This window comes from Streptomyces sp. 1222.5, assembly GCF_900105245.1.
Classification (GTDB): domain Bacteria; phylum Actinomycetota; class Actinomycetes; order Streptomycetales; family Streptomycetaceae; genus Streptomyces; species Streptomyces albidocamelliae.
Genome location: NZ_FNSZ01000001.1, coordinates 4,571,910 through 4,590,528 on the forward strand (window position 1 = coordinate 4,571,910; position 18,619 = coordinate 4,590,528).

The following is an 18,619-nucleotide window of genomic DNA, read 5'->3' on the forward strand; positions in this document are numbered from 1 at the left end:
GTACCCGCTCCGTCCCAGGTGGCACGGGGACGAGGTGGGTTGCCCGAGCGGCCTAAGGGAACGGTCTTGAAAACCGTCGTGGCGCGAGTCACCGTGGGTTCAAATCCCACACCCACCGCCCTGCGGAACGGCCCCTGACCAGGTAGCGGATACCGGGTCGGGGGCCGATTCGCGGACCGGGGCCGCGCGGTCGCCGACACGGTCCCGCGGGCAGAGGATGGAACCGACGGAGCCGGCAGGCGGACCCGGCCGTACCGAACGCCGGGACGCGGCGGCCGGAAGGAGGCGCTCCTCATGCCCCAGTTCATGGATGTCCACCACGGGATGCAGGGCATCACGGCGGACCAGCTGATGGAGGCCCACCGGGCCGACCTCGCCATCGAGCACGACGAAGGCGTCCACTTCGAACGGGCCTGGGCGGACCCGGCGTCCGGCACGGTGTACTGCCTCTCGGCGGCACCCTCGGCGGACGCCGTCCAGCGCGTCCACGAGCGGACCGGGCACCCGGCCGACGAGATCCACCCGGTCCCCGTGAGCATCTGACCACCGGCCGAGGGCGCGCGCACCGGCGCCGGCCACCGAGCGGCGCCCGCCGCCGGGCAGGTGAGGCGGTGGCGGGAGTGGTGTGCCGCGCCCGTCACAGGATCCGCGCGTGGTGACGGCGGTGTTCCGAGTCCGTCACACGGGCCGCCGCGGTGCTGCGGTCGCGCACGGGCGGGCACTACGGTCCGGAACGGAGCGGCCGGCCGGGCCGCCCGTGACCAGGGGGGAAGTTCCACATGCATGCCCACCGCCGCAGACCCGTCGCCGTCGCCCTCGCCGCCGTCGCGCTGGCCGCCGTACTCACCGGATGTCAGGGGGACGACGAGGCGGCCGGCTCGGACGGCACCCCCGGCGCCGGTGCCACGGCCGCCTCGGCGCCCGGCAAGGCCGGTACCCACAAGGCAGGCACCGGCAAGGGGGGAAAGAGCGAAGGCGCGGGCAAGGGCGGCGGCACGGCGGGCGCCGGCGGCGGGGCGACCGCCACGCCGTCCGGCAAGGCCACCGGACCGGCCGGGCCCGCCAAGAGTGCGGCGCCGTCCGCCGGCTGTGTCACCAAGGCGCCGGATCCGGACCACGTCGACCCCGACGAGTTCGCGCTCTACCGCGTCGAGGAACTACCCGCCTCCACCGGCAAGGTGAACCTCGTCATCCAGCACGGCGCCTGGGGGTGCGCCGGCGGTGACGGCGAGGGCGCGCCGTTCGTCGTCACCGGCGAGGACAGCCGCTGGGCCCTGGACCAGGCCGCGTACGTCACCGCCACCAACCCGGTCACCGACGGCAGCGAGAACCGGCGCATCGGTGTGCAGGAGCTGATCGACTGGGTCGAGGCGCACCCGGACTCCGGGCTGGTGTTCAAGTACGAGACCGGCGAGGACGGTTCCATCGACCGCCTGGAGCAGGTCTACGCGCCGTAGCGCCCGAGGTCTCCCGCGCGCAGGAAGGGGTGCCTCCGTTGGAGGGGCACCCTTTCCGGTGCGTGCGGTGGTCACCCGCCGCTCCCCCCGGCTTCTCAGGGCTGGTGCCCGGTCATCCGGGCCGCCGAGGCGATCGTCGCGCGGGCCTCGCGTTCGGACAGGCCGGTGTGGCGGGCCGCCTCGGTCAGCGGGTCGGCCAGGGCGGGGCCGATGCCGTTCTCGTAGGCGCGGCAGGCGGCCCAGAACAGACGGGTGTTGCGCTGGCCCTCGTGGGCGGAGAGGACGAAGTGCACCAGCCCGCGGCCGTGGTCGCCGGGTGCGGGCGGGGCCGGGTGGCTCGCCCGGGGCGGTGGCAGGAGCAGGCGGAGCAGGGAGGGCGGGCAGGTGGCGGGGGCCAGGTGCGCGGTGCCGGGGGCGGTGGCGTAGACGCCGTGGTCGGTGCGGGAGCCGGGGCCCACGAGGTAGCCGCCGGCGCCCCGGATGTCGATGCCGGGGGCGAGGCGTCCGGCCGAGTTCGGTACGACGACGTCCGGCGGGCCGGTCAGCCACAGGTGCCGGCCGCCGCTCGGGGTGAGGACGACGACCGTCTCCGGGATCGTGAACAGATGGCGCAGGGCCAGCTCGCGCAGGGCGACCGAGGAATCCGTGTCGGACTTGGTGTCCAGGTCGACACCGATCAGGTGGTACGGCGGCAGTCCGCAGGCGATGCCGTAGCCGGTGGCCCAGGGGGCGGCGGCGAAGAGCTCTCGGATGCGGCCAGGGTCGGTGGAGGCGTCGTACACGCCGTGCCCGAGGCGGCCGCACTCGCCGTGGCAGCGCGACCCCGCCGGGTCGGGTTCGGTCCGGTGCGGCGAGCGCAGCGCGGGGAGTTTCGTCCGGGAGAGGGGGAGGACGGCGAGGCCGCGCTCGGCGGCCGACAGGGCGTGTGCGAGGGCCAGCGTCGTGGTCTGCCGGTCGATGGTGGCCATGGCTCCATGTTCGTACGCATGTTCGAAAAAGGGAAGAGGGGGGGTCGCGGCACGCCGGAATGATGGCGGATTGGCAGGAAATATGCCGTAACGATTCCTCTCGTGTGGCGCTTGAATGCTGAACATCCGTTCTCGCCCGGATCGGGTCGGGAGGGGCGGAAAGGTGGTGATGGGGGTTTATCGACTTGTCATCACGCTTGCGTGCGAATTGCGCCTTAGGGGGTGGTTCGCCGGGGATTCGGTGGGCAACTCTGGTTGCGCGACGTCGTCCACGACAGTCGGGGCGGTCGGCCAACTGCTCTGACGCAAGCCGTAGTTCACGTACTTGTGGCCCTAGGGCCGCTCAGTGCTTGGTTCTGGAGGAACAACATGGCAAGCATCCGTACCGCCCGCGTTCTCGCCGCCGTCGCCGCGCTCCCCCTCGCAGCCGCCCTCTTCACCGGCGTCGCGACCGCGGACAACGGCGCCTTCGCGGGCGACGGATCGAACGCGGGAGTGGCGTCCGTCGTCGGCAGCGGGGTCGGCCACGACAACAACGGCAACTCGTCCACCACACAGCAGAACGCGGTCGGCTCAGGGGCCTCGAATCAGAGCAGCACCGCGCAGGTGAACGGCTCCGCGTTCACGGCCATCCAGCAGGGCAACGAGAACGTCGCCATCCGCTTCACCCGCCTCTGGTGAGCGCGGTGCGAGGTTCCTCCACGGGAGGACCTCGCGGGGGTGCTTCGGGGTCGTCACACGTCCGCGCGGCGGTACTTCGGTACCGCCGCGCAGGCGTTTCCCGGGCGGGCCGGCCGCGGAACCGACCTTGACACCACCCACGATCTGACGGACAGTCAGAAACTGTCTCGTCAGACGAGTGTGGCCGGGAGGTCCGCCGTGCACCTCGCCCCCACCGAGCGGCAGCAGCGCCTGCGAGCCGAGCTCCGCGCCTACTTCCGCGACCTGATGCCGGAGGGCGGCGAGCCCGCCGACCCGCGCGCCCTGCTGCGCCGCATCGGCGCCGACGGCTGGCTGGGCCTGGGCTGGCCCGCCGCCTACGGGGGCCGCGGCCGGGGCGCGGACGAGCAGTTCGTGTTCTTCGACGAGGCGTACCGGGCCGGCGCGCCCGTCTCCATGGTCACGCTGAACACGGTCGGCCCCACCCTCATGCAGCACGGCAGCGAGGCCCAGAAGGCCCACTTCCTGCCCCGGATCCTCAGCGGTGAGCTGGTCTTCGCGATCGGCTACACCGAACCCGGCGCCGGCACCGACCTCGCCTCGCTGCGCACCAGGGCCGTGCGCGACGGCGACGGCTGGCGGATCGACGGCCAGAAGGTCTTCACCTCCGGCGCCCAGCACGCCGACTGGATCTGGCTCGCCTGCCGCACCGACCCGGACGCACCCGGTCACCGGGGCATCTCCGTCCTCCTCGTCCCGACCGACGCACCGGGGTTCTCCTGGACGCCGATCGAGACCGTGGGCGGTCAGACGACGACGGCCACCTACTACGACGGCGTCCGAGTGTCCGCCGGGAACCTCGTCGGCACCGAGCACCAGGGCTGGTCGCTGATCACCGGCCAGCTCAACCACGAACGCGTCGCGCTGGCGGCCGTCGGGATGCAGGCCGAGGACTTCCTCGCGGCGGTGCTGGACGCCGTCCGTACCCCGGATCCGGTGACCGGGCGGCGCCGGGTGGACGAGCCGTGGGTGCGGTCGCAGCTGGCGGAGGCGCACGCCCGGCTGGCCGCGACCCGCCTCCTCAACTGGCGTCTCGTCGCCGACCTGGGGAGCGGCGGGCCCGCCCCCGGCGACGCGAGCGGCGTGAAGTTCGCGGGCACCGAATCGGCGGTCGCGGTGTACCGGATGTGCCAGCACGTGCTGGGGGCGGACGAGTCGGCGGGGCTGGTCCGTTCCGGATCGCCCGGCGCGTTCGGGGACGGCGAGCTGGAGCGGCTGAACAGGGCGGCGCAGATCAACACGTTCGGGGGCGGGGTGAGCGAGGTGCAGCGGGAGATCGTCGCGACGATGCGGCTCGGGATGACGAGGGGGCGGAGGTGAGCGGGGCGGGCGGTGAGCCGCGAGGCGGCGAGGCACGGGTCGGCGGGTCGGCGGAGACGGGCCCGGTGGGCCGGGTGCCGGTGGGCAGGCCGCCGGAGGACGGGAACCGGGCGCCACTGGCAACGCGGCTCAAGGCGTACGAGGGCCGCCCGGCAGCCGTCGGTGGCGTGGGCAAGGACCCGGTGAATGCGCCGATGATCCGGCACTGGTGCGAGGCGATGGGCGACACCGCCCCGGCGTACCGCGGCCCCGACGCCGTCGCCCCGCCCACCATGCTCCAGGTCTGGACGATGGGCGGCCTCTCCGGCCACGAGGGCCGCACGGGCGCCTACGACGAACTGCTCGCCCTGCTCGACGCGTCGGGCTGCACGGCGGTGGTGGCCACCGACTGCGAGCAGGAGTACCTGCGGCCCCTGCGCCCCGGCGACGAGGTCGCGTTCGACTCGGTGATCGAGTCGGTCTCCGACCGCAAGACGACGAAACTGGGCGCGGGACACTTCGTCACGACCCGCACGGACGTCCGCGTCGGCGGCGATCTGGTCGGCACCCATCGCTTCCGCATCCTCAAGTACGCGCCCGCGCCCACCCGGCCCCGGGCGCGGCGCCCCCACCCGGTGGTCAACCGGGACAACGAGGGCTTCTGGCGGGGCGTGGCCCAGCACCGGCTGCTCATCCAGCGCTGCACGGACTGCGGCACCCTGCGCCACCCCTGGCTGCCGGGCTGCAACGCCTGCGGCGGCCCGGACTGGGACACGGTCGAGGCGGGCGGCGAGGGCACGGTCCACTCCTACGTGGTGATGCACCACCCGCCCTTCCCGGCCTTCACGGACGCCGACGAGGACTCCGGCACGGCGGGGCCGTACGCCGTCGGCCTGATCGAACTCGCCGAGGGCGTGCGGATGGTGAGCAACGTGGTCGGGGTGCCGTACGACAAGGTGCGCATCGGGCTGCCGGTGCGGTTGGAGTTCCGGCGGTACGCGGTCGAGGGCGCCGACGAAGGCACGCTGGACCTGCCCGTCTTCCGGGTCGTCGAAGGCGAGGGCTGACGTGGACTTCACCCCCACCGAGGCCCAGGCCGGGGCCCGCGGCCTGGCCGCGCGGATCTTCGGCGACCTGGCCGGCCACGAGCGTCTGACGGCCGTGGGCACCGGCAGCGACCCGCAGCTGTGGAAGGCCCTGAGTACGGCGGGCCTGATCGGCGCGGTCGGGGAGCTGGGGCTGCTCGGGCTGGTGCTGCTGCTGGAGGAGCAGGGCCGCACCACGGCCCAGGTGCCGTACGCGGCGGCGTGCGTCTACGGCCGGCTGGCGGTCCTGGCGCACGGCGGCCCCGAGCAGCGCGAGCGGCTGCTGCCCGCCATCGACGACGGCTCACTGGTGGTCACCGGGGCCTTCCCGGCGCAGAAGGGGGTACGGGCCTCGGCGGCGGGTGAGCTGACCGGCACCGTCCCCGTCGTGCCCTGGCTGCGGGACGCCACCCACGTCCTGGTCGCCGACGCCGGCCGGCGGCTGTGGCTGGCCCCGCTCGGCGAGGGCACGGTGACCACACCGGTGGAGCTGACGGCGCCCTGGTCGGCGGCCCGGCTCACCCTCGACGGGGCACCGGCGGAACCCCTGGGCGGCCCCGGCGCCTACGCCGACGTCCTCGCCACCGCCCGTACGGCCTTCGCCGGACTCCAGGCCGGGGTGTGCGCCGGATCGCTGGCACGGGCGGTCGCGCACACGAACGCCCGGGAGCAGTTCGGGCGACCGCTCGCCACCCGGCAGGCCGTCCAGCTGCGTGCCGCCGACGCCCACATGGACACCGAGGCGATACGGGTCACGGCCTACGAGGCGGCCTGGCGCCGGGACGCGGGACTGCCGTACGCCACGCACGCGCTGACCGCCGCCTGGTGGGCGTCCGAGGCGGGAGCGCGGGTCGTGCACACCGGTCAGCATCTGCACGGCGGGGCCGGAGCCGACGTCGGCCATCCGGTGCACCGGCACTTCCTGTGGGGCCGGCAGCTGGACGCCCACCTGGGCTGCGGTCCCGAAGTGCTCCAGGAACTGGGGGAGTCGATCGCGAATGGGGAGTGAGGGATGACGACGGCACCGACGGCACCGACGGTGGGCGCCGAGCTGCCCGCGCTGGAGATCCCGGTCACGCGCACCCTGATCGTGGCGGGCGCGATCGCGTCCCGGGACTACCAGGACGTGCACCACGACGCCGAGCTGGCCCGGCAGAAGGGCTCGCCGGACGTCTTCATGAACATCCTGACGACCAACGGCCTTGTCGGCCGGTACATCACGGACCACTTCGGTCCGTCCGCGGTGCTCCGCAGGGTCGCCATCAGGCTCGGTGCGCCCAACCACCCGGGGGACACGATGGTGCTGACGGGCCGGGTCGAGGCGGTCGACGGGGACACCGCCACGGTGCGGGTCGTCGGCGCCAACGGCATCGGCACCCACGTCACCGGCACGGTGACGGTCACCGTCCCCGCCGCCGGCGGACCGGGCCCCGCCGTGTCGGAGGCCGGCTCATGAGCGTCCGTCAAAAGGACGGCCTCGGCGGCCGGGCCGCGATCGCCGGCATCGGGGCCACCGAGTTCTCCAAGGACTCCGGGCGCAGCGAGCTGCGGCTCGCGGTGGAGGCGGTGCGGGCGGCGCTCGACGACGCGGGTCTCACCGCGGCCGACGTGGACGGCCTGGTGACGTTCACGATGGACACCAGCCCGGAGATCACGGTGGCCCAGGCGTGCGGGATGGGCGAGCTGTCCTTCTTCTCCCGCGTCCACTACGGCGGCGGGGCGGCCTGTGCGACCGTCCAGCAGGCGGCGCTCGCGGTGGCGACGGGCCTGGCCGAGGTGGTGGTCTGCTACCGGGCCTTCAACGAGCGCTCGGGCCGCAGGTTCGGCGCGGGCGTGCGGCACCGGGAGCCGTCGGCGGAGGGGGCGGCGCTGGGCTGGGCGCTGCCGTTCGGGCTGCTCACCCCGGCCTCCTGGGTGGCGATGGCGGCACAGCGGTATCTGCACGCCCATGGGCTGACGCCGGAGGCGTTCGGGCACGTGGCCGTGGTGGACCGCAAGTACGCGGCGACCAATCCCGCGGCCTGGTTCCACGGCCGCCCGATCACGCTCGCGGAGCATGCCGCGTCCCGCTGGATCGTGGAGCCGCTCCGGCTGCTGGACTGCTGCCAGGAGACCGACGGCGGGCAGGCGGTCGTCGTCACCTCGCTGGAGCGGGCCCGCGACCTGCCGCGCCCGCCCGCCGTGATCGTGGCGGCCGCCCAGGGCGCCGGCCGGGCGCAGGAGCAGATGACAAGCTTCTACCGGGACGACCTGACCGCACTGCCCGAGATGGGCGTGGTGGCCCGGCAGTTGTGGCGGACGTCCGGGTTCGGTCCGGCGGACATCGACGTGGGGATCCTCTACGACCACTTCACCCCGTTCGTGCTGATGCAGCTGGAGGAGTTCGGGTTCTGCGGCCGGGGCGAGGCGGCGGACTTCGTGGCCGGGGAACGGCTCCCGCTCAACACGCACGGGGGGCAGCTCGGGGAGGCGTATCTGCACGGGATGAACGGCATCGCCGAAGCGGTGCGCCAGGTGCGCGGCACGGCGGTGAACCAGATACCGGGAGCGGCCCGGACCCTGGTGACGGCCGGTACCGGCGTGCCGACGTCGGGGCTGGTCCTCGCCGCCGACGGCTGAGCCGGCGGCCGGCCGCCCGGACCGGAGTCAGGGTCGGACCCGCAGACGGGGTGGATCCGCCGTCCACCTTCAGGAGGTGGGGACGGCCCCACCCCTACAACCTGAGGGGGACGCCGCTTCGGGACCTGCGGCCGATCCGCCGGACCGGGCACGCTCCTAGCGTTGGAGCCATGACCACACCCGTCTGCACCAGCGCCTCGGCCGCCGCCGCACCAGGGCGGCAGACCGCGTACCCGTCCTTCGCTTCGTACGTGAGGGCCCGCCAGCCGGTCCTGCTGCGCACCGCGCGTTCGCTGACCGCCAACCCCAGCGACGCCGAGGACCTGCTGCAGACCGCGCTCGCCAAGACCTACGTGGCGTGGGAGCGGATCGAGGACCACCGGGCGCTGGACGGCTACGTGCGCCGGGCGCTGCTGAACACGCGGACGTCGCAGTGGCGCAAGCGCAGGGTGGACGAGTTCTCCTGCGAGGAACTGCCCGAGCCGGAGCCGCTGCCCGGCGGTGACGACCCGGCCGAACGGCAGGCACTGCACGACGCCATGTGGCGGGCGATCCTGAGACTGCCGTCCCGGCAGCGGGCGATGGTCGTCCTGCGGTACTACGAGGACCTCAGCGAGGCCCAGACCGCCGAGGTGCTCGGTGTGTCGGTCGGCACGGTGAAGTCGGCGGTCTCCCGGGCCCTGGGCAAACTGCGCGAGGACCCCGAGCTGGTACTGGCCCGCTGAGGGACACCCCGCGGACACAATTTTCCTTCCCCTAGTGACATACCGCGCGGTATGTGAGCAGAATCAGCGCAGCCCTCTACCACCGCGTAGGCAATGTCGCCCTGGAGGACGCCGTGCTGAGCACCATGCAGGACGTACCGCTGACCGTCACCCGCATCCTCACGCACGGGGTGCTGGTGCACGGACGGTCCCGGATCACCACCTGGACCGGCGAGGACGAGCCGCAGCGGCGCAGCTTCGCCGAGGCCGGGGCGCGTGCGGTGCAGCTGGCCAACGCCCTGCGGGACGAACTCGGCGTCCGCGGCGACGACCGGGTCGCCACGCTGATGTGGAACAACGCCGAGCACGTCGAGGCCTACTTCGCGATCCCCTCCATGGGCGCGGTCCTGCACACCCTGAACCTGCGGCTGCCCGCCGAGCAGCTGGTGTGGATCGTCAACCACGCCGCGGACCGGGTCGTCATCGTCAACGGCTCGCTGATCCCGATGCTCGCCCCGCTGCTGTCGAAGCTCCCGACCGTCGAGCACGTCGTCGTCTCCGGGCCGGGTGACCGCGCCCCGCTGGACGGCACGCACGTCCGGGTCCACGAGTACGAGGAACTGATCGCCGGCCGGCCCACCACCTACGACTGGCCGGAGCTGGACGAACGCCAGGCCGCCGCCATGTGCTACACCTCCGGCACCACCGGCGATCCCAAGGGCGTGGTCTACAGCCACCGTTCGATCTACCTGCACTCCATGCAGGTCAACATGACCCAGTCGATGGGGCTGACCGATCAGGACACCTCGCTGGTCGTGGTGCCGCAGTTCCACGTCAACGCCTGGGGCCTGCCGCACGCCACGTTCATGACCGGCGTCAACATGCTGATGCCCGACCGCTTCCTGCAGCCCGCGCCGCTCGCCGAGATGATCGAGCGGGAGAAGCCGACCCACGCGGCGGCCGTCCCGACCATCTGGCAGGGCCTGCTCGCCGAGCTGCACGCGAAGCCGCGCGACGTCTCCTCCCTCACCCAGGTCACCATCGGCGGCTCGGCCTGCCCGCCCTCCCTCATGGAGGCCTTCGACGCGCTCGGCATGCGGGTCTGCCACGCCTGGGGCATGACGGAGACCTCCCCGCTGGGCACGGTCGCCCGGCCCCCGGCCCACGCGGTCGGCACGGACGAGGAGCTCTCCTACCGCCTCACCCAGGGCCGCTTCCCGGCCGGCGTCGAGGCCCGCCTCACCGGCCCCGGCGGGGAGCGCCTGCCCTGGGACGGCGAGTCGGCCGGCGAACTCGAGGTCCGCGGCCCGTGGATCGCGGGCGCCTACTACAACGGCCCCGACGCCGAACCGCTGCGTCCGGCCGACAAGTTCAGCGAGGACGGCTGGCTGAAGACCGGTGACGTCGGCACCATCTCCGCCGACGGCTTCCTCACCCTCACCGACCGCGCCAAGGACGTCATCAAGTCCGGCGGCGAGTGGATCTCCTCGGTGGAGCTGGAGAACGCGCTGATGTCCCACCCGGACGTGGCCGAGGCCGCCGTGGTCGCCGTGCCCGACGACAAGTGGGGCGAGCGTCCGCTGGCCACGGTCGTCCTCAGGGAGGGCGCCACGGCCGACTTCCGCAGCCTGCGCGTCTTCCTCGCCGAGGAGGCCCGCATCGCCAAGTGGCAGCTGCCGGAGCGCTGGACGCTGGTCCAGGCGGTGCCGAAGACGAGCGTGGGCAAGTTCGACAAGAAGGTCCTCCGCCGCCAGTACGCGGACGGTCAGCTGGACGTCACCAACCTCTGAGCGTGTCCCCGTGACACCGGGGCGGCACCACGCTGCCCGGTGTCACGGGCGGTCTGGCGGTGATCCGCTGAGGCGGCGGTCCCCTCCGGCCTACGGGGCGTCCCACGGACGATGAGGCCGTCCGCCCGCGGGCCCGCTGTAGTGGCCGCTCCCCCGGAAGCCTCGCCACTGCGGGAGTCGTCCGCCCCGTCCGGCTGTCGTGCCGGATGCCCCGGACGCGCGGTCCGGCTCACGGCCCGCACGGCTCACCGCGCCGGCCGATCGCCCGGGACGACTCACGACGGGACCGACGCTCCGACGGCCTGCCGCGCGGCCGGCCGCCTGCCCCCGGCCCACCGTCGTGGCCGATGCGTGGCCGGTGCCCCGGACGACGCGAGGACCAGCCGGTGGCCGGCACGCCTTCGAGCGGGGCCTGGCGTCCGCTCTCGTTCACCGCGGGGCCTGGCGTCCGCTCTCGTTCACGGGGCCTGGCGGCCGCCTCCGCTCACCGCGACGCCGGATCCTCGCCCTCGTCCACCGCCGGGCCGGATCCTCGCTCCCGTTCACCGCGAGGACGGCAGCCCGCCGCCCAGCGCCGTGCTCGCCCAGCCCAGGGTCAGCCATACTCCTGCCACCGCGCAGACTCCGGTCCAGCCCCAGTGGCCGAAGGCCGGGCCCGCCGCGGCGGAGGCCAGGGCGCCGCCGGCGAAACCGGAGACGACGTAGGCGGTGTTGGCGGTGGCCGGGGTGGAGGTCGTCGTCAGGGCGAGGGTCTGGTTGGCGACGTGGGACGCGACCAGGGCGGCGTGGACGACCATGGCGGCGGTGAACAGGGCCGCCAGGACGTGTCCGCCGAGCCAGAACAGCGGCACGGCGACGGCCGCCAGCACATAGGCCGTGCCCACCACCCGTGCCGCCCCGAACCGGTCCACCAGGCCTCCGGCCAGCGGGGCCACCGCGCTGGACGTCAGGCCGAAGAGGCCGAACAGACCGGCGGCCGCGGTCGACATGCCGTAGGCCGGGCCGGTCAGCAGGAGCGCGAGGGAGGTCCACAGCGCGCTCCACGCGCCGAACATCCCCGCCTGTCGCAGGCACGCCCGCCACAGGTCGGGCGAGTGGCGCAGCAGCCCCGGCAGTTCGGCGACGCCGGAGAAGAGGGAGAAGAACCCGCCCTGCCGTGCGCGCCGCTCCGGCGGCAGGGCCAGGGCGGTGGCCAGACCCAGCGCGAGGGTCAGTACCGCGGAGCCGGCGAACACCCAGCGCCAGCCGAAGGCCTGCCCGGCGAGTCCGCCGACGACGCGTGCGGCGACGATGCCGGTGAACAGGCCGGCGATGACGGCCGCGACATGCCGGGCGCGCCGGTCGGCGGGTGCCCGCGCGGCCACCAGCGGGACCAGCAGCTGCGGTACGACGGTCGCGGCGGCGGCGGCGAAGACAGCGACGGCGAGGGCGGTGGTGCCGGGGGCGGCGGCCGCGCCGACCAGCGCCAGCGCGGTGGCCAAGGACAGGCCGGCGACGAGCGGGCGCCGGTCGACGCGGTCGCCGAGCGGGGCGAAGAAGAGCAGCCCGGCCGCGTAGCCGAACTGGGCGACCGAGGCGATCCAGGTCACGGCCGAGGGGACCGTGCCGAAGTCGTGGGCCATGAGGGGCAGCAGCGGGGCCGCCAGATAGATGTTGGCGGCCGTGACCGCGGTGCAGACGGCGATGAGCAGGAGGAAGAGGGAGCCGGAGACGGGCTGCTCGCGGACCGTGGCCCGGACCTCGCGTGCCTGCTGGGTGCTGGTGGCTGACGGCATGAGCGGGACTACTCCTTGGAGCCGACTCTCGCAACTAACTGGTTGGTTGGAATTACCGCAACAGCGTGCCCCTGGCCCGGCATTCCCGTCAACCAAATAGTTGGTTGCCTGAGGTTCGCGGTCCTACCCTGTCCGCATGGGAGCAGTCAGGGACCCCGAGGCCACCAAGGCCCGCATCTTCGAGGCGGCGGTCGCCGAGTTCGCCCGGCACGGCATCGCGGGCGCCCGCATCGACCGCATCGCCGACCGGGCGAAGGCCAACAAGCAGCTGATCTACGCCTACTTCGGCAACAAGGCCCAGCTGTTCACCCGGGTCCTGGCCAGGTCGATGCTCGACCTGGCCGTCGCCGTGCCCGTCGACCCCGACGACATCGAGGGCTGGGTCGACCGGGTGATCGACTACCACGCCGGCCATCCCGAGGTCCTCCGTCTGCTCTTCTGGGAGGGCCTGGAGTACGGCGCGGCCACCGAACTGCCGGACGAGGGCGAGCGCCGGGAGCACTACCGCCGGAAGATCGACGCGCTGCGGGACGGCCAGGAGCGGGGCGTGATCACCGACGCGATCCCGCCGCGCGACCTGCTCTTCCTGCTGATCGCCCTGGCCAACTGGGCCTCCGTCGTGCCCCAGATGCACCGCATCGTGGTGGGCGCCGAGGACACCGACCGGGACCGCCTGCGCGCCTCGATCAGGGAGGCGGCCCGGCGGCTGGTCGCCCGCTGACCCGGCCGCCGGGCCCCACCGGCGCCCGGAAGACGGCTAGTTGGTCCCGATCCGCGCGAGCAGGTCGACGATCCGGTCCTGCACCTCGGTGCTGGTGGACCGCTCCGCGAGGAACAGCACCGTCTCGCCCGAGGCCAGCCGGGGCAGGTCGGCCTGGTCGACGGCGGCGGTGTAGACGACCAGTGGGGTGCGGTTGAGCCGGCCGTTCGCACGCAGCCAGTCGATGATCCCGGTGGCGCCGGTCTGCCGCCGCTGCACCTGCATCAGGTCCATCACCACGAGGTTCGGCCGGAACTGCCCCGCCAGCGTCACCGCGTCATTGTCGTTCGCGGCGCGCGCCACCTGCATCCCGCGCCGCTCCAGCGTCGAGGTCAGCGCCAGCGCGATCTCCGCGTGCTCCTCGATGAGCAGCACCCTCGGCGGATGCTGCTCGGAGTCCCGGGGCGCGAGCGCCTTCAGCAGTACGGCGGGGTCGGCGCCGTACGCCGCCTCCCGGGTCGCCTGCCCGAGCCCGGCCGTGACCAGCACCGGCACCTCGGCCGCCACGGCGGCCTGGCGCAGCGACTGGAGGGCCGTGCGCGTGATGGGCCCGGTCAGCGGGTCCACGAACAGCGCGGCGGGGAAGGCCGCGATCTGCGCGTCGACCTCTTCGCGGGAGTGCACGATGACGGGCCGGTAGCCGCGGTCGCTCAGCGCCTGCTGGGTCGTCACGTCCGGCGCGGGCCACACCAGCAGCCGGCGCGGGTTGTCCAGCGGCTCCGGGGGCAGCTCGTCGTCGAGCGGCTGCGGCCGCGGGGTGTCCGCCACCTCCACGGCACCGCCGGGACCGTCCAGCGGCTCGGGCCCCTCGGCGGAGTTGGGCTCGGGTGCGCCTATGGCGTACGACCGTCCGGCGCCCTCCGTCCCCGGGACGAGCCGGGACTGCCCGGCGAGCGACGGCTGGGACACGGGCGCCTGGCCGCCGAGCGAGGGCTGCGGCACGGGCACCTGCCCACCGAGCGAGGGCTGTTCGGCGGCCGGGTGCGGCCGGGCGGCCTGCTCCGGCTGCGGCTCCGGGCGGGTGGCCGGGTCCGGGGGCGTGCCCAGCTTGCGGCGCCGGCCAGAACCTCCCGGGGTGTGCGGGGGCGGGGTCGCCGTGGGCTGCTGCACCTGCGCGGCCTGCCGCGCGAACGGCACGCCCTGTCCCAGCGTGCGGACGCTGATCGCCCTGCCCTGGGTCGAGTTCGGGTCCGCCGCCGCCGCGGCCTCGGCGGGCAGTGGCTGCGCCGCCCGCTGCGCCTGGGCGCCGGTGTGCTCGGCGGGCAGCGCGGTGCCCGCGGCGGGGGTGCCGGCCGGGTTCACCTGCGGTACGGGCGTACCCGCCCCGGAGGTGTCACCGGAACCGGGCCACTGCTGGGGCACGGTGGCCGCGGGCGTCCGGCCGGTGGCCGACTCGGCGGGCAACGGCTGTGGGGCCGGGGGAGCCACCGGGGTGCCGGGCTGTGCCGCGGGGGCCTGCTGCGCCTGGGCCGGGGGGACCGGCACGGACTGGCCGGCGGTGCCCTGCGCGGGGACCGGGGGCGGGGCCACGGCCATCTGCCGGCCGGGCACGGCGGCACCGGGCTGGGTCCCGGGCACCGGCTGCGCGGCGACCGGGGCCGGTGCGGGCGTCCGACCGGCGGGTGCGACGGGGCCGGCCTGGCCGGGGACGTCCGGCGCGGCCTGGGCGGGAGCCGCCGGAACGCCCTGGGCGGGGACGGCCTGAGCCGGCACGACCGGGACGACCTGGGGCGTGGTGCCCTGAACCGCGGTCCCAGCGGGAGCGACCTGTCCCGGCACGCCCGGCTCGGGCGCGGGCGCCACCGGCTGGGCGCCCTCGGCGGGCTGGGCCACGGCCCGGCGGCGCCGGCCGGTGGGGGCACTGGTGGGATGCGGCTGCGGCGGGGTGTGGTCCTCGGCCTGGCCGAGCGGTACGGCGTCGTGGCGGCCGTCGTCCCCGGGCAGTCCCTCGACGGACACCGGCGGCTGCGCGGGCACCTGCACCTGTCCGGGCAGCACCCCCGCCACCGGAGCGGGAACGGCACCGGCGGCCTGCGGCTGCCCGTCGGTACCGGGCCCCACGGGCACACCGGCGCCGGGACCGTTCGTGACAGCGGCACCAGGACCCACCGGTACCCCGGTGCTCGGGTCGACCGGCACACCGGCACCCGTGGGGGCCACCGGCACGCCGGGACCCACGGGTGTACCCGGAGTCGCGGCGGCCGGGTTCGGCGTCGTGCCGCCGTCGGGTGCCGCGACCGCGCCGGCGGGCTCGGGTGAGCGGTCCGCGTCGGCCGGGGGCAGCGCGAAGACCGTACGGACACCGGCCGCCTCCGCCTCCTGGGCCGCGGCACGCTCGGCCGCGGCGGCCAGCGCACGCCGGCGCCGTCCGGTCGGCTGTGCGTCCTCGGCCGGGCCGGCCGCCGCCGGCACCGGCTGCGCACCGGCCGCGGGCAGGGCGGGCGGCAGGGCCGCCTGTGGCGCGTCGGCGTCAGGGAGGGCGCGGTGGCCCGTGGGTACGGGGACGCCCTGCGGCGGTACGGCCCCGCCCAGTCCCGTGTGGGAGGCGGCGGCCCCGGCGGCGTGCTCGGCCGCGGTCACCACGGCACCCTCGGCCACACCCTGGCCGTCACCGGCGCCGCCGGCGATCTCGGCGGAACGCCCGCGGCGGCGCCCGGTACCACCGGACCCGTTCTCCGCACCCTCGGCCGGAACCGCGACGGCCTCGTCGGCGGGCGCACCGGCACGCCGGCGGCGCCGGCCCGTCGGCGTCGACGCCTCGCTGTCACCGGCTGCCTCACCGGCGCCCGGCACATCGCTCTCCAGGAAGGCGTCCGTCGTGGACCGCCTGGCCCGCCGCCGGCCGCCACCGGAACCGCCCGGCTCGAGGGGCGAGGACTCCTGCGGCGCCCGCTCGAGCGCGGCCGGGAGCTGCGCGGCGACCGCACCGGCGCCACCGCCGAGCGGAACCTCCAGCACGTACGCGCTGCCGCTCATGCCCGGCACGTCGTGCGTCTGGAGCACGCCGCCGTGGGCGCGCACGATGCCGCGCACGATCGGCTCGTGCACCGGGTCTCCCCCGGCGTACGGGCCGCGTACCTCGATCCGCGCCACCTCGCCGCGCTGGGCGGCGGCGACCACGACGGTGTTGTCCAGGTAACCGCCCGCCGACAGGGGCGTGTTGCCGGTCGCGTCGACACCCGCCACGTCCGCCACCAGGTGGGCGAGCGCGGTGGCGAGGCGCTGCGGGTCGACCTCGGCCTCGATGGGCGGCGCGTGCACCGCGAACTGCACCCGGCCGGGACCGATCAGCTCCACCGCCCCGTCCACACCGGCGGCGACGACGGCGTCCAGCATCACCTTCGTCCGGGTGACGTCGTCGGCGCCCGCGTCCAGCCGCTGGTACCCGAGGACGTTGTCGATCAGGGTCGTGATCCGCGAGTAGCCGGCCGAGAGGTGGTGCAGGACCTGGTTGGCCTCGGGCCACAGCTGTCCGGCGTCGTCGGCGGCCAGGGCGGACAGCTCGCGGCGCAGCTGGTCCAGCGGCCCGCGCAGCGACTGCCCGAGCAGGGTCAGCAGCTGCTCGTGCCGCCCGGCCAGGGCGTCGAACCGGTCCTTCTCCCGCTCGGCGAGCGCGGCGTACCGCTCCTCGCCCGCCGCCAGCGCCTCCGCGTGCTTCTCGTCGAGTTCCTCCAGCTCACTGACGTGCTGCTGGCGCAGCGCGGTCAGGTCGGAGGCGTGCTCCTCGGACAGTCGCTCCAGCTCGTCGGCGTGCGCCTTCTCCAGCGCGTCCTTCTCCTCGACGAGGGTGTCGTACGGCCGCCGGTCGGTGAAGGTCATGACGGCGCCGACGAGCTGGTCGCCGTCGCGCACGGGCGCGGTGGTCAGGTCGACCGAGACCTGCTCGTCGCCCTTGGACCACAGCACCTGCCCGCGCACCCGGTGCTTGCGCCCGGAGCGCAGGGTGTCGGCGAGCGGCGACTCGTCGTACGGGAAGGGGGAGCCGTCGGCGCGGGAGTGCAGCACCAGGGTGTGCAGCTCCTTGCCGCCCAGTTCACCCGCCCGGTATCCCAGTATCTGGGCGGCGGCCGGGTTGACGAGCACGATCCGCCCGTCGGTGTCGGTGCCGACGACGCCTTCCGCCGCGGCGCGCAGGATCATCTCGGTCTGCCGCTGGGAGCGGGCCAGCTCCGCCTCGGTGTCGACGGTCCCGGAGAGGTCCCGCACGACAAGCATCAGCAGCTCGTCGCCGGTGTAGCCGTAACCGTCGTACGCCTGCTGCCCGTTCTCCAGGTTCGCGCTCGTGACCTCGACCGGGAACTCGCTCCCGTCGGTGCGCCGGGCGATCATCCGCGTCGGCTTGGTCCGTCCGCGCGGGTCCATGTGATCGGGCCGCCGCATCGATCCGGGGATGAGCCTGGAGTCGAACTGCGGGAGCAGATCGAGCAGGCCGCGCCCCACGAGCGCGGTCCCCGGTGCCTCGAACGCCTCCAGCGCGATGGTGTTGGCGTTGACGACGGTGCCGTTGGCGTTGACCAGGACCAACGCGTCCGGCAGCGCGTCGAGTATGGCTGCGAGGCGAGCAGCGCCTCGGGATGGCCTGCTGCTCACGAGACGCTTCCTCCCTGTTACCGCACCTTGCCGACCGCTCGGGCCATCTTGCCAACCGGCCCGCGACGTGTCACGCGAGGGAGTCTAAGCGCACGGGTTGCGGTTGCGACGCCGGATGAGAGGGAGGTCCCACGAGGAAGTGACGGCGAACGCGTGACCGCCCCCTCCGACTTCGCCGTACCTTCGCGGGACCTTTACGTCCCCGTTGATCCCGCGAGGAGCGGACCGTGGCAGGCCACGGCGCCGGTGGAGGCGTTCCCGGGCGCGTGGACGTCCCCTCGCCGGACCCGTGGGCGGGTGGCCGAGGGGACCTACGCGGAGGGTGTCGCGCCGAGCCGTGGCAGCAGCGGGACCATCCGGTCCCACCGCCCGATCTCGCAGCCGTTGCTGCGGTCGTACGAGGCGTCGACCGGGTGTCCGGCCCAGGTGCCGGTGACGTGGGCGGTGGCCGGCCCGCCGTAGACCATGGTGCAGGCGCTGCCGGGGTCCACCGGGGCGAACGGGTCCCGGCCCCACCGGGTGTGGGTGTCGAGCACCTGGCAGGCTCCGGCCACGTCCGGGTGACGGCCGGCGCCTGGGTGACAGGACACGTCGTAGGTGCCGTCCCGTCCGGTGCCGGCGTGGCGGACGACGACGGTGAGGTGATCACCGCCGTGGCGGGCGGTCCGCGGGGCTTGGTCCTCGGGCCGGACGGGCGGCGGCGCGGCACCGGCCGCCAGGGCGGGTACGGCGGTGAGCGGGACGAGGGAGGCGACGGCGGCGAGGGACGACACGAGGACGCGGCGCCCGGCGACCGGCAGAACAGAGACCATGCCCTCTCCAACGCCCCGGTCCGCCGGACGTTGCGCCGCC

Annotated in this window: 15 protein-coding genes and 1 tRNA gene; 12 read left to right on the top strand and 4 right to left on the bottom strand. The window is 74.7% G+C overall.

Annotated features, from left to right (window positions below; translation table 11 throughout):
* Positions 1-33 precede the first annotated feature (33 nt).
* The 3 genes from BLW57_RS20470 (at position 34) to BLW57_RS20480 (ending at position 1,457) form a co-directional block, all read left to right on the top strand.
* Positions 34-118 (top strand) — tRNA-Ser (locus BLW57_RS20470).
* 176 nt (positions 119-294) lie between these two features.
* Positions 295-543, top strand: a complete 249-nt coding sequence (locus BLW57_RS20475; RefSeq protein WP_093476376.1) for an SCO4226 family nickel-binding protein — start codon at positions 295-297, stop codon at positions 541-543.
* 236 nt (positions 544-779) lie between these two features.
* Entirely contained in the window at positions 780-1,457 is a 678-nt protein-coding gene (locus BLW57_RS20480) for a hypothetical protein (protein ID WP_093476378.1), read from the top strand.
* Between the two features lie 95 nt (positions 1,458-1,552).
* Here the strand turns inward: BLW57_RS20480 and BLW57_RS20485 are convergent, their stop codons facing one another.
* On the bottom strand, positions 1,553-2,425 hold the full coding sequence (locus BLW57_RS20485) for a bifunctional DNA primase/polymerase (RefSeq protein WP_093476380.1): 873 nt from the start codon (positions 2,423-2,425) through the stop codon (positions 1,553-1,555).
* 369 nt (positions 2,426-2,794) lie between these two features.
* On the opposite strand from BLW57_RS20485, the gene BLW57_RS20490 reads away from it, so the two are divergent.
* The 8 genes from BLW57_RS20490 to BLW57_RS20530 all read left to right on the top strand — a co-directional run bounded on the left by BLW57_RS20490 (position 2,795) and on the right by BLW57_RS20530 (position 10,642).
* Positions 2,795-3,106, top strand: coding sequence for a hypothetical protein (locus BLW57_RS20490; RefSeq protein WP_093476382.1), 312 nt, complete (start codon positions 2,795-2,797; stop codon positions 3,104-3,106).
* Positions 3,107-3,304: 198 nt separating this feature from the next.
* Positions 3,305-4,465: an acyl-CoA dehydrogenase family protein gene (locus BLW57_RS20495; protein WP_093476384.1), complete on the top strand. Its 1,161-nt coding sequence runs from the start codon at positions 3,305-3,307 to the stop codon at positions 4,463-4,465.
* A gap of 80 nt (positions 4,466-4,545) precedes the next feature.
* Entirely contained in the window at positions 4,546-5,511 is a 966-nt protein-coding gene (locus BLW57_RS20500; RefSeq protein WP_093480792.1) for a bifunctional MaoC family dehydratase N-terminal/OB-fold nucleic acid binding domain-containing protein, read from the top strand.
* 1 nt (position 5,512) lies between these two features.
* A complete protein-coding gene (locus BLW57_RS20505) occupies positions 5,513-6,538 on the top strand; it encodes an acyl-CoA dehydrogenase family protein (RefSeq protein ID WP_093476386.1) in 1,026 nt (341 codons plus the stop codon).
* 3 nt (positions 6,539-6,541) lie between these two features.
* Complete coding sequence (locus BLW57_RS20510; protein WP_093476388.1) at positions 6,542-6,985, top strand: MaoC/PaaZ C-terminal domain-containing protein; 444 nt, start codon at positions 6,542-6,544, stop codon at positions 6,983-6,985.
* A complete protein-coding gene (locus BLW57_RS20515; protein ID WP_093476390.1) occupies positions 6,982-8,148 on the top strand; it encodes a lipid-transfer protein in 1,167 nt (388 codons plus the stop codon). The genes BLW57_RS20510 and BLW57_RS20515 overlap by 4 nt, the downstream gene beginning before the upstream one ends.
* A gap of 170 nt (positions 8,149-8,318) precedes the next feature.
* A complete protein-coding gene (locus BLW57_RS20525; protein WP_093476393.1) occupies positions 8,319-8,873 on the top strand; it encodes a SigE family RNA polymerase sigma factor in 555 nt (184 codons plus the stop codon).
* A gap of 113 nt (positions 8,874-8,986) precedes the next feature.
* Positions 8,987-10,642 carry a long-chain fatty acid--CoA ligase gene (locus tag BLW57_RS20530; protein ID WP_176985952.1) on the top strand — a complete coding sequence of 552 codons (1,656 nt, stop codon included), beginning with the start codon at positions 8,987-8,989 and terminating at the stop codon, positions 10,640-10,642.
* A gap of 542 nt (positions 10,643-11,184) precedes the next feature.
* Here BLW57_RS20530 and BLW57_RS20535 read toward each other — a convergent pair.
* Positions 11,185-12,417 carry an MFS transporter gene (locus BLW57_RS20535; protein ID WP_093476394.1) on the bottom strand — a complete coding sequence of 411 codons (1,233 nt, stop codon included), beginning with the start codon at positions 12,415-12,417 and terminating at the stop codon, positions 11,185-11,187.
* A 136-nt stretch (positions 12,418-12,553) separates the two neighbouring features.
* Here BLW57_RS20535 and BLW57_RS20540 point away from each other — a divergent pair, with 136 nt between their 5' ends.
* Positions 12,554-13,138 carry a TetR/AcrR family transcriptional regulator gene (locus BLW57_RS20540; RefSeq protein WP_093476396.1) on the top strand — a complete coding sequence of 195 codons (585 nt, stop codon included), beginning with the start codon at positions 12,554-12,556 and terminating at the stop codon, positions 13,136-13,138.
* Positions 13,139-13,174: 36 nt separating this feature from the next.
* On the opposite strand, the gene BLW57_RS20545 is transcribed toward BLW57_RS20540, so the two are convergent.
* Together BLW57_RS20545 and BLW57_RS20550 are read right to left on the bottom strand one after the other, a co-directional pair.
* On the bottom strand, positions 13,175-17,767 hold the full coding sequence (locus tag BLW57_RS20545) for a hybrid sensor histidine kinase/response regulator (RefSeq protein ID WP_093476397.1): 4,593 nt from the start codon (positions 17,765-17,767) through the stop codon (positions 13,175-13,177).
* 311 nt (positions 17,768-18,078) lie between these two features.
* Entirely contained in the window at positions 18,079-18,579 is a 501-nt protein-coding gene (locus tag BLW57_RS20550) for an SSI family serine proteinase inhibitor (RefSeq protein ID WP_093476399.1), read from the bottom strand.
* Positions 18,580-18,619: the final 40 nt, after the last annotated feature.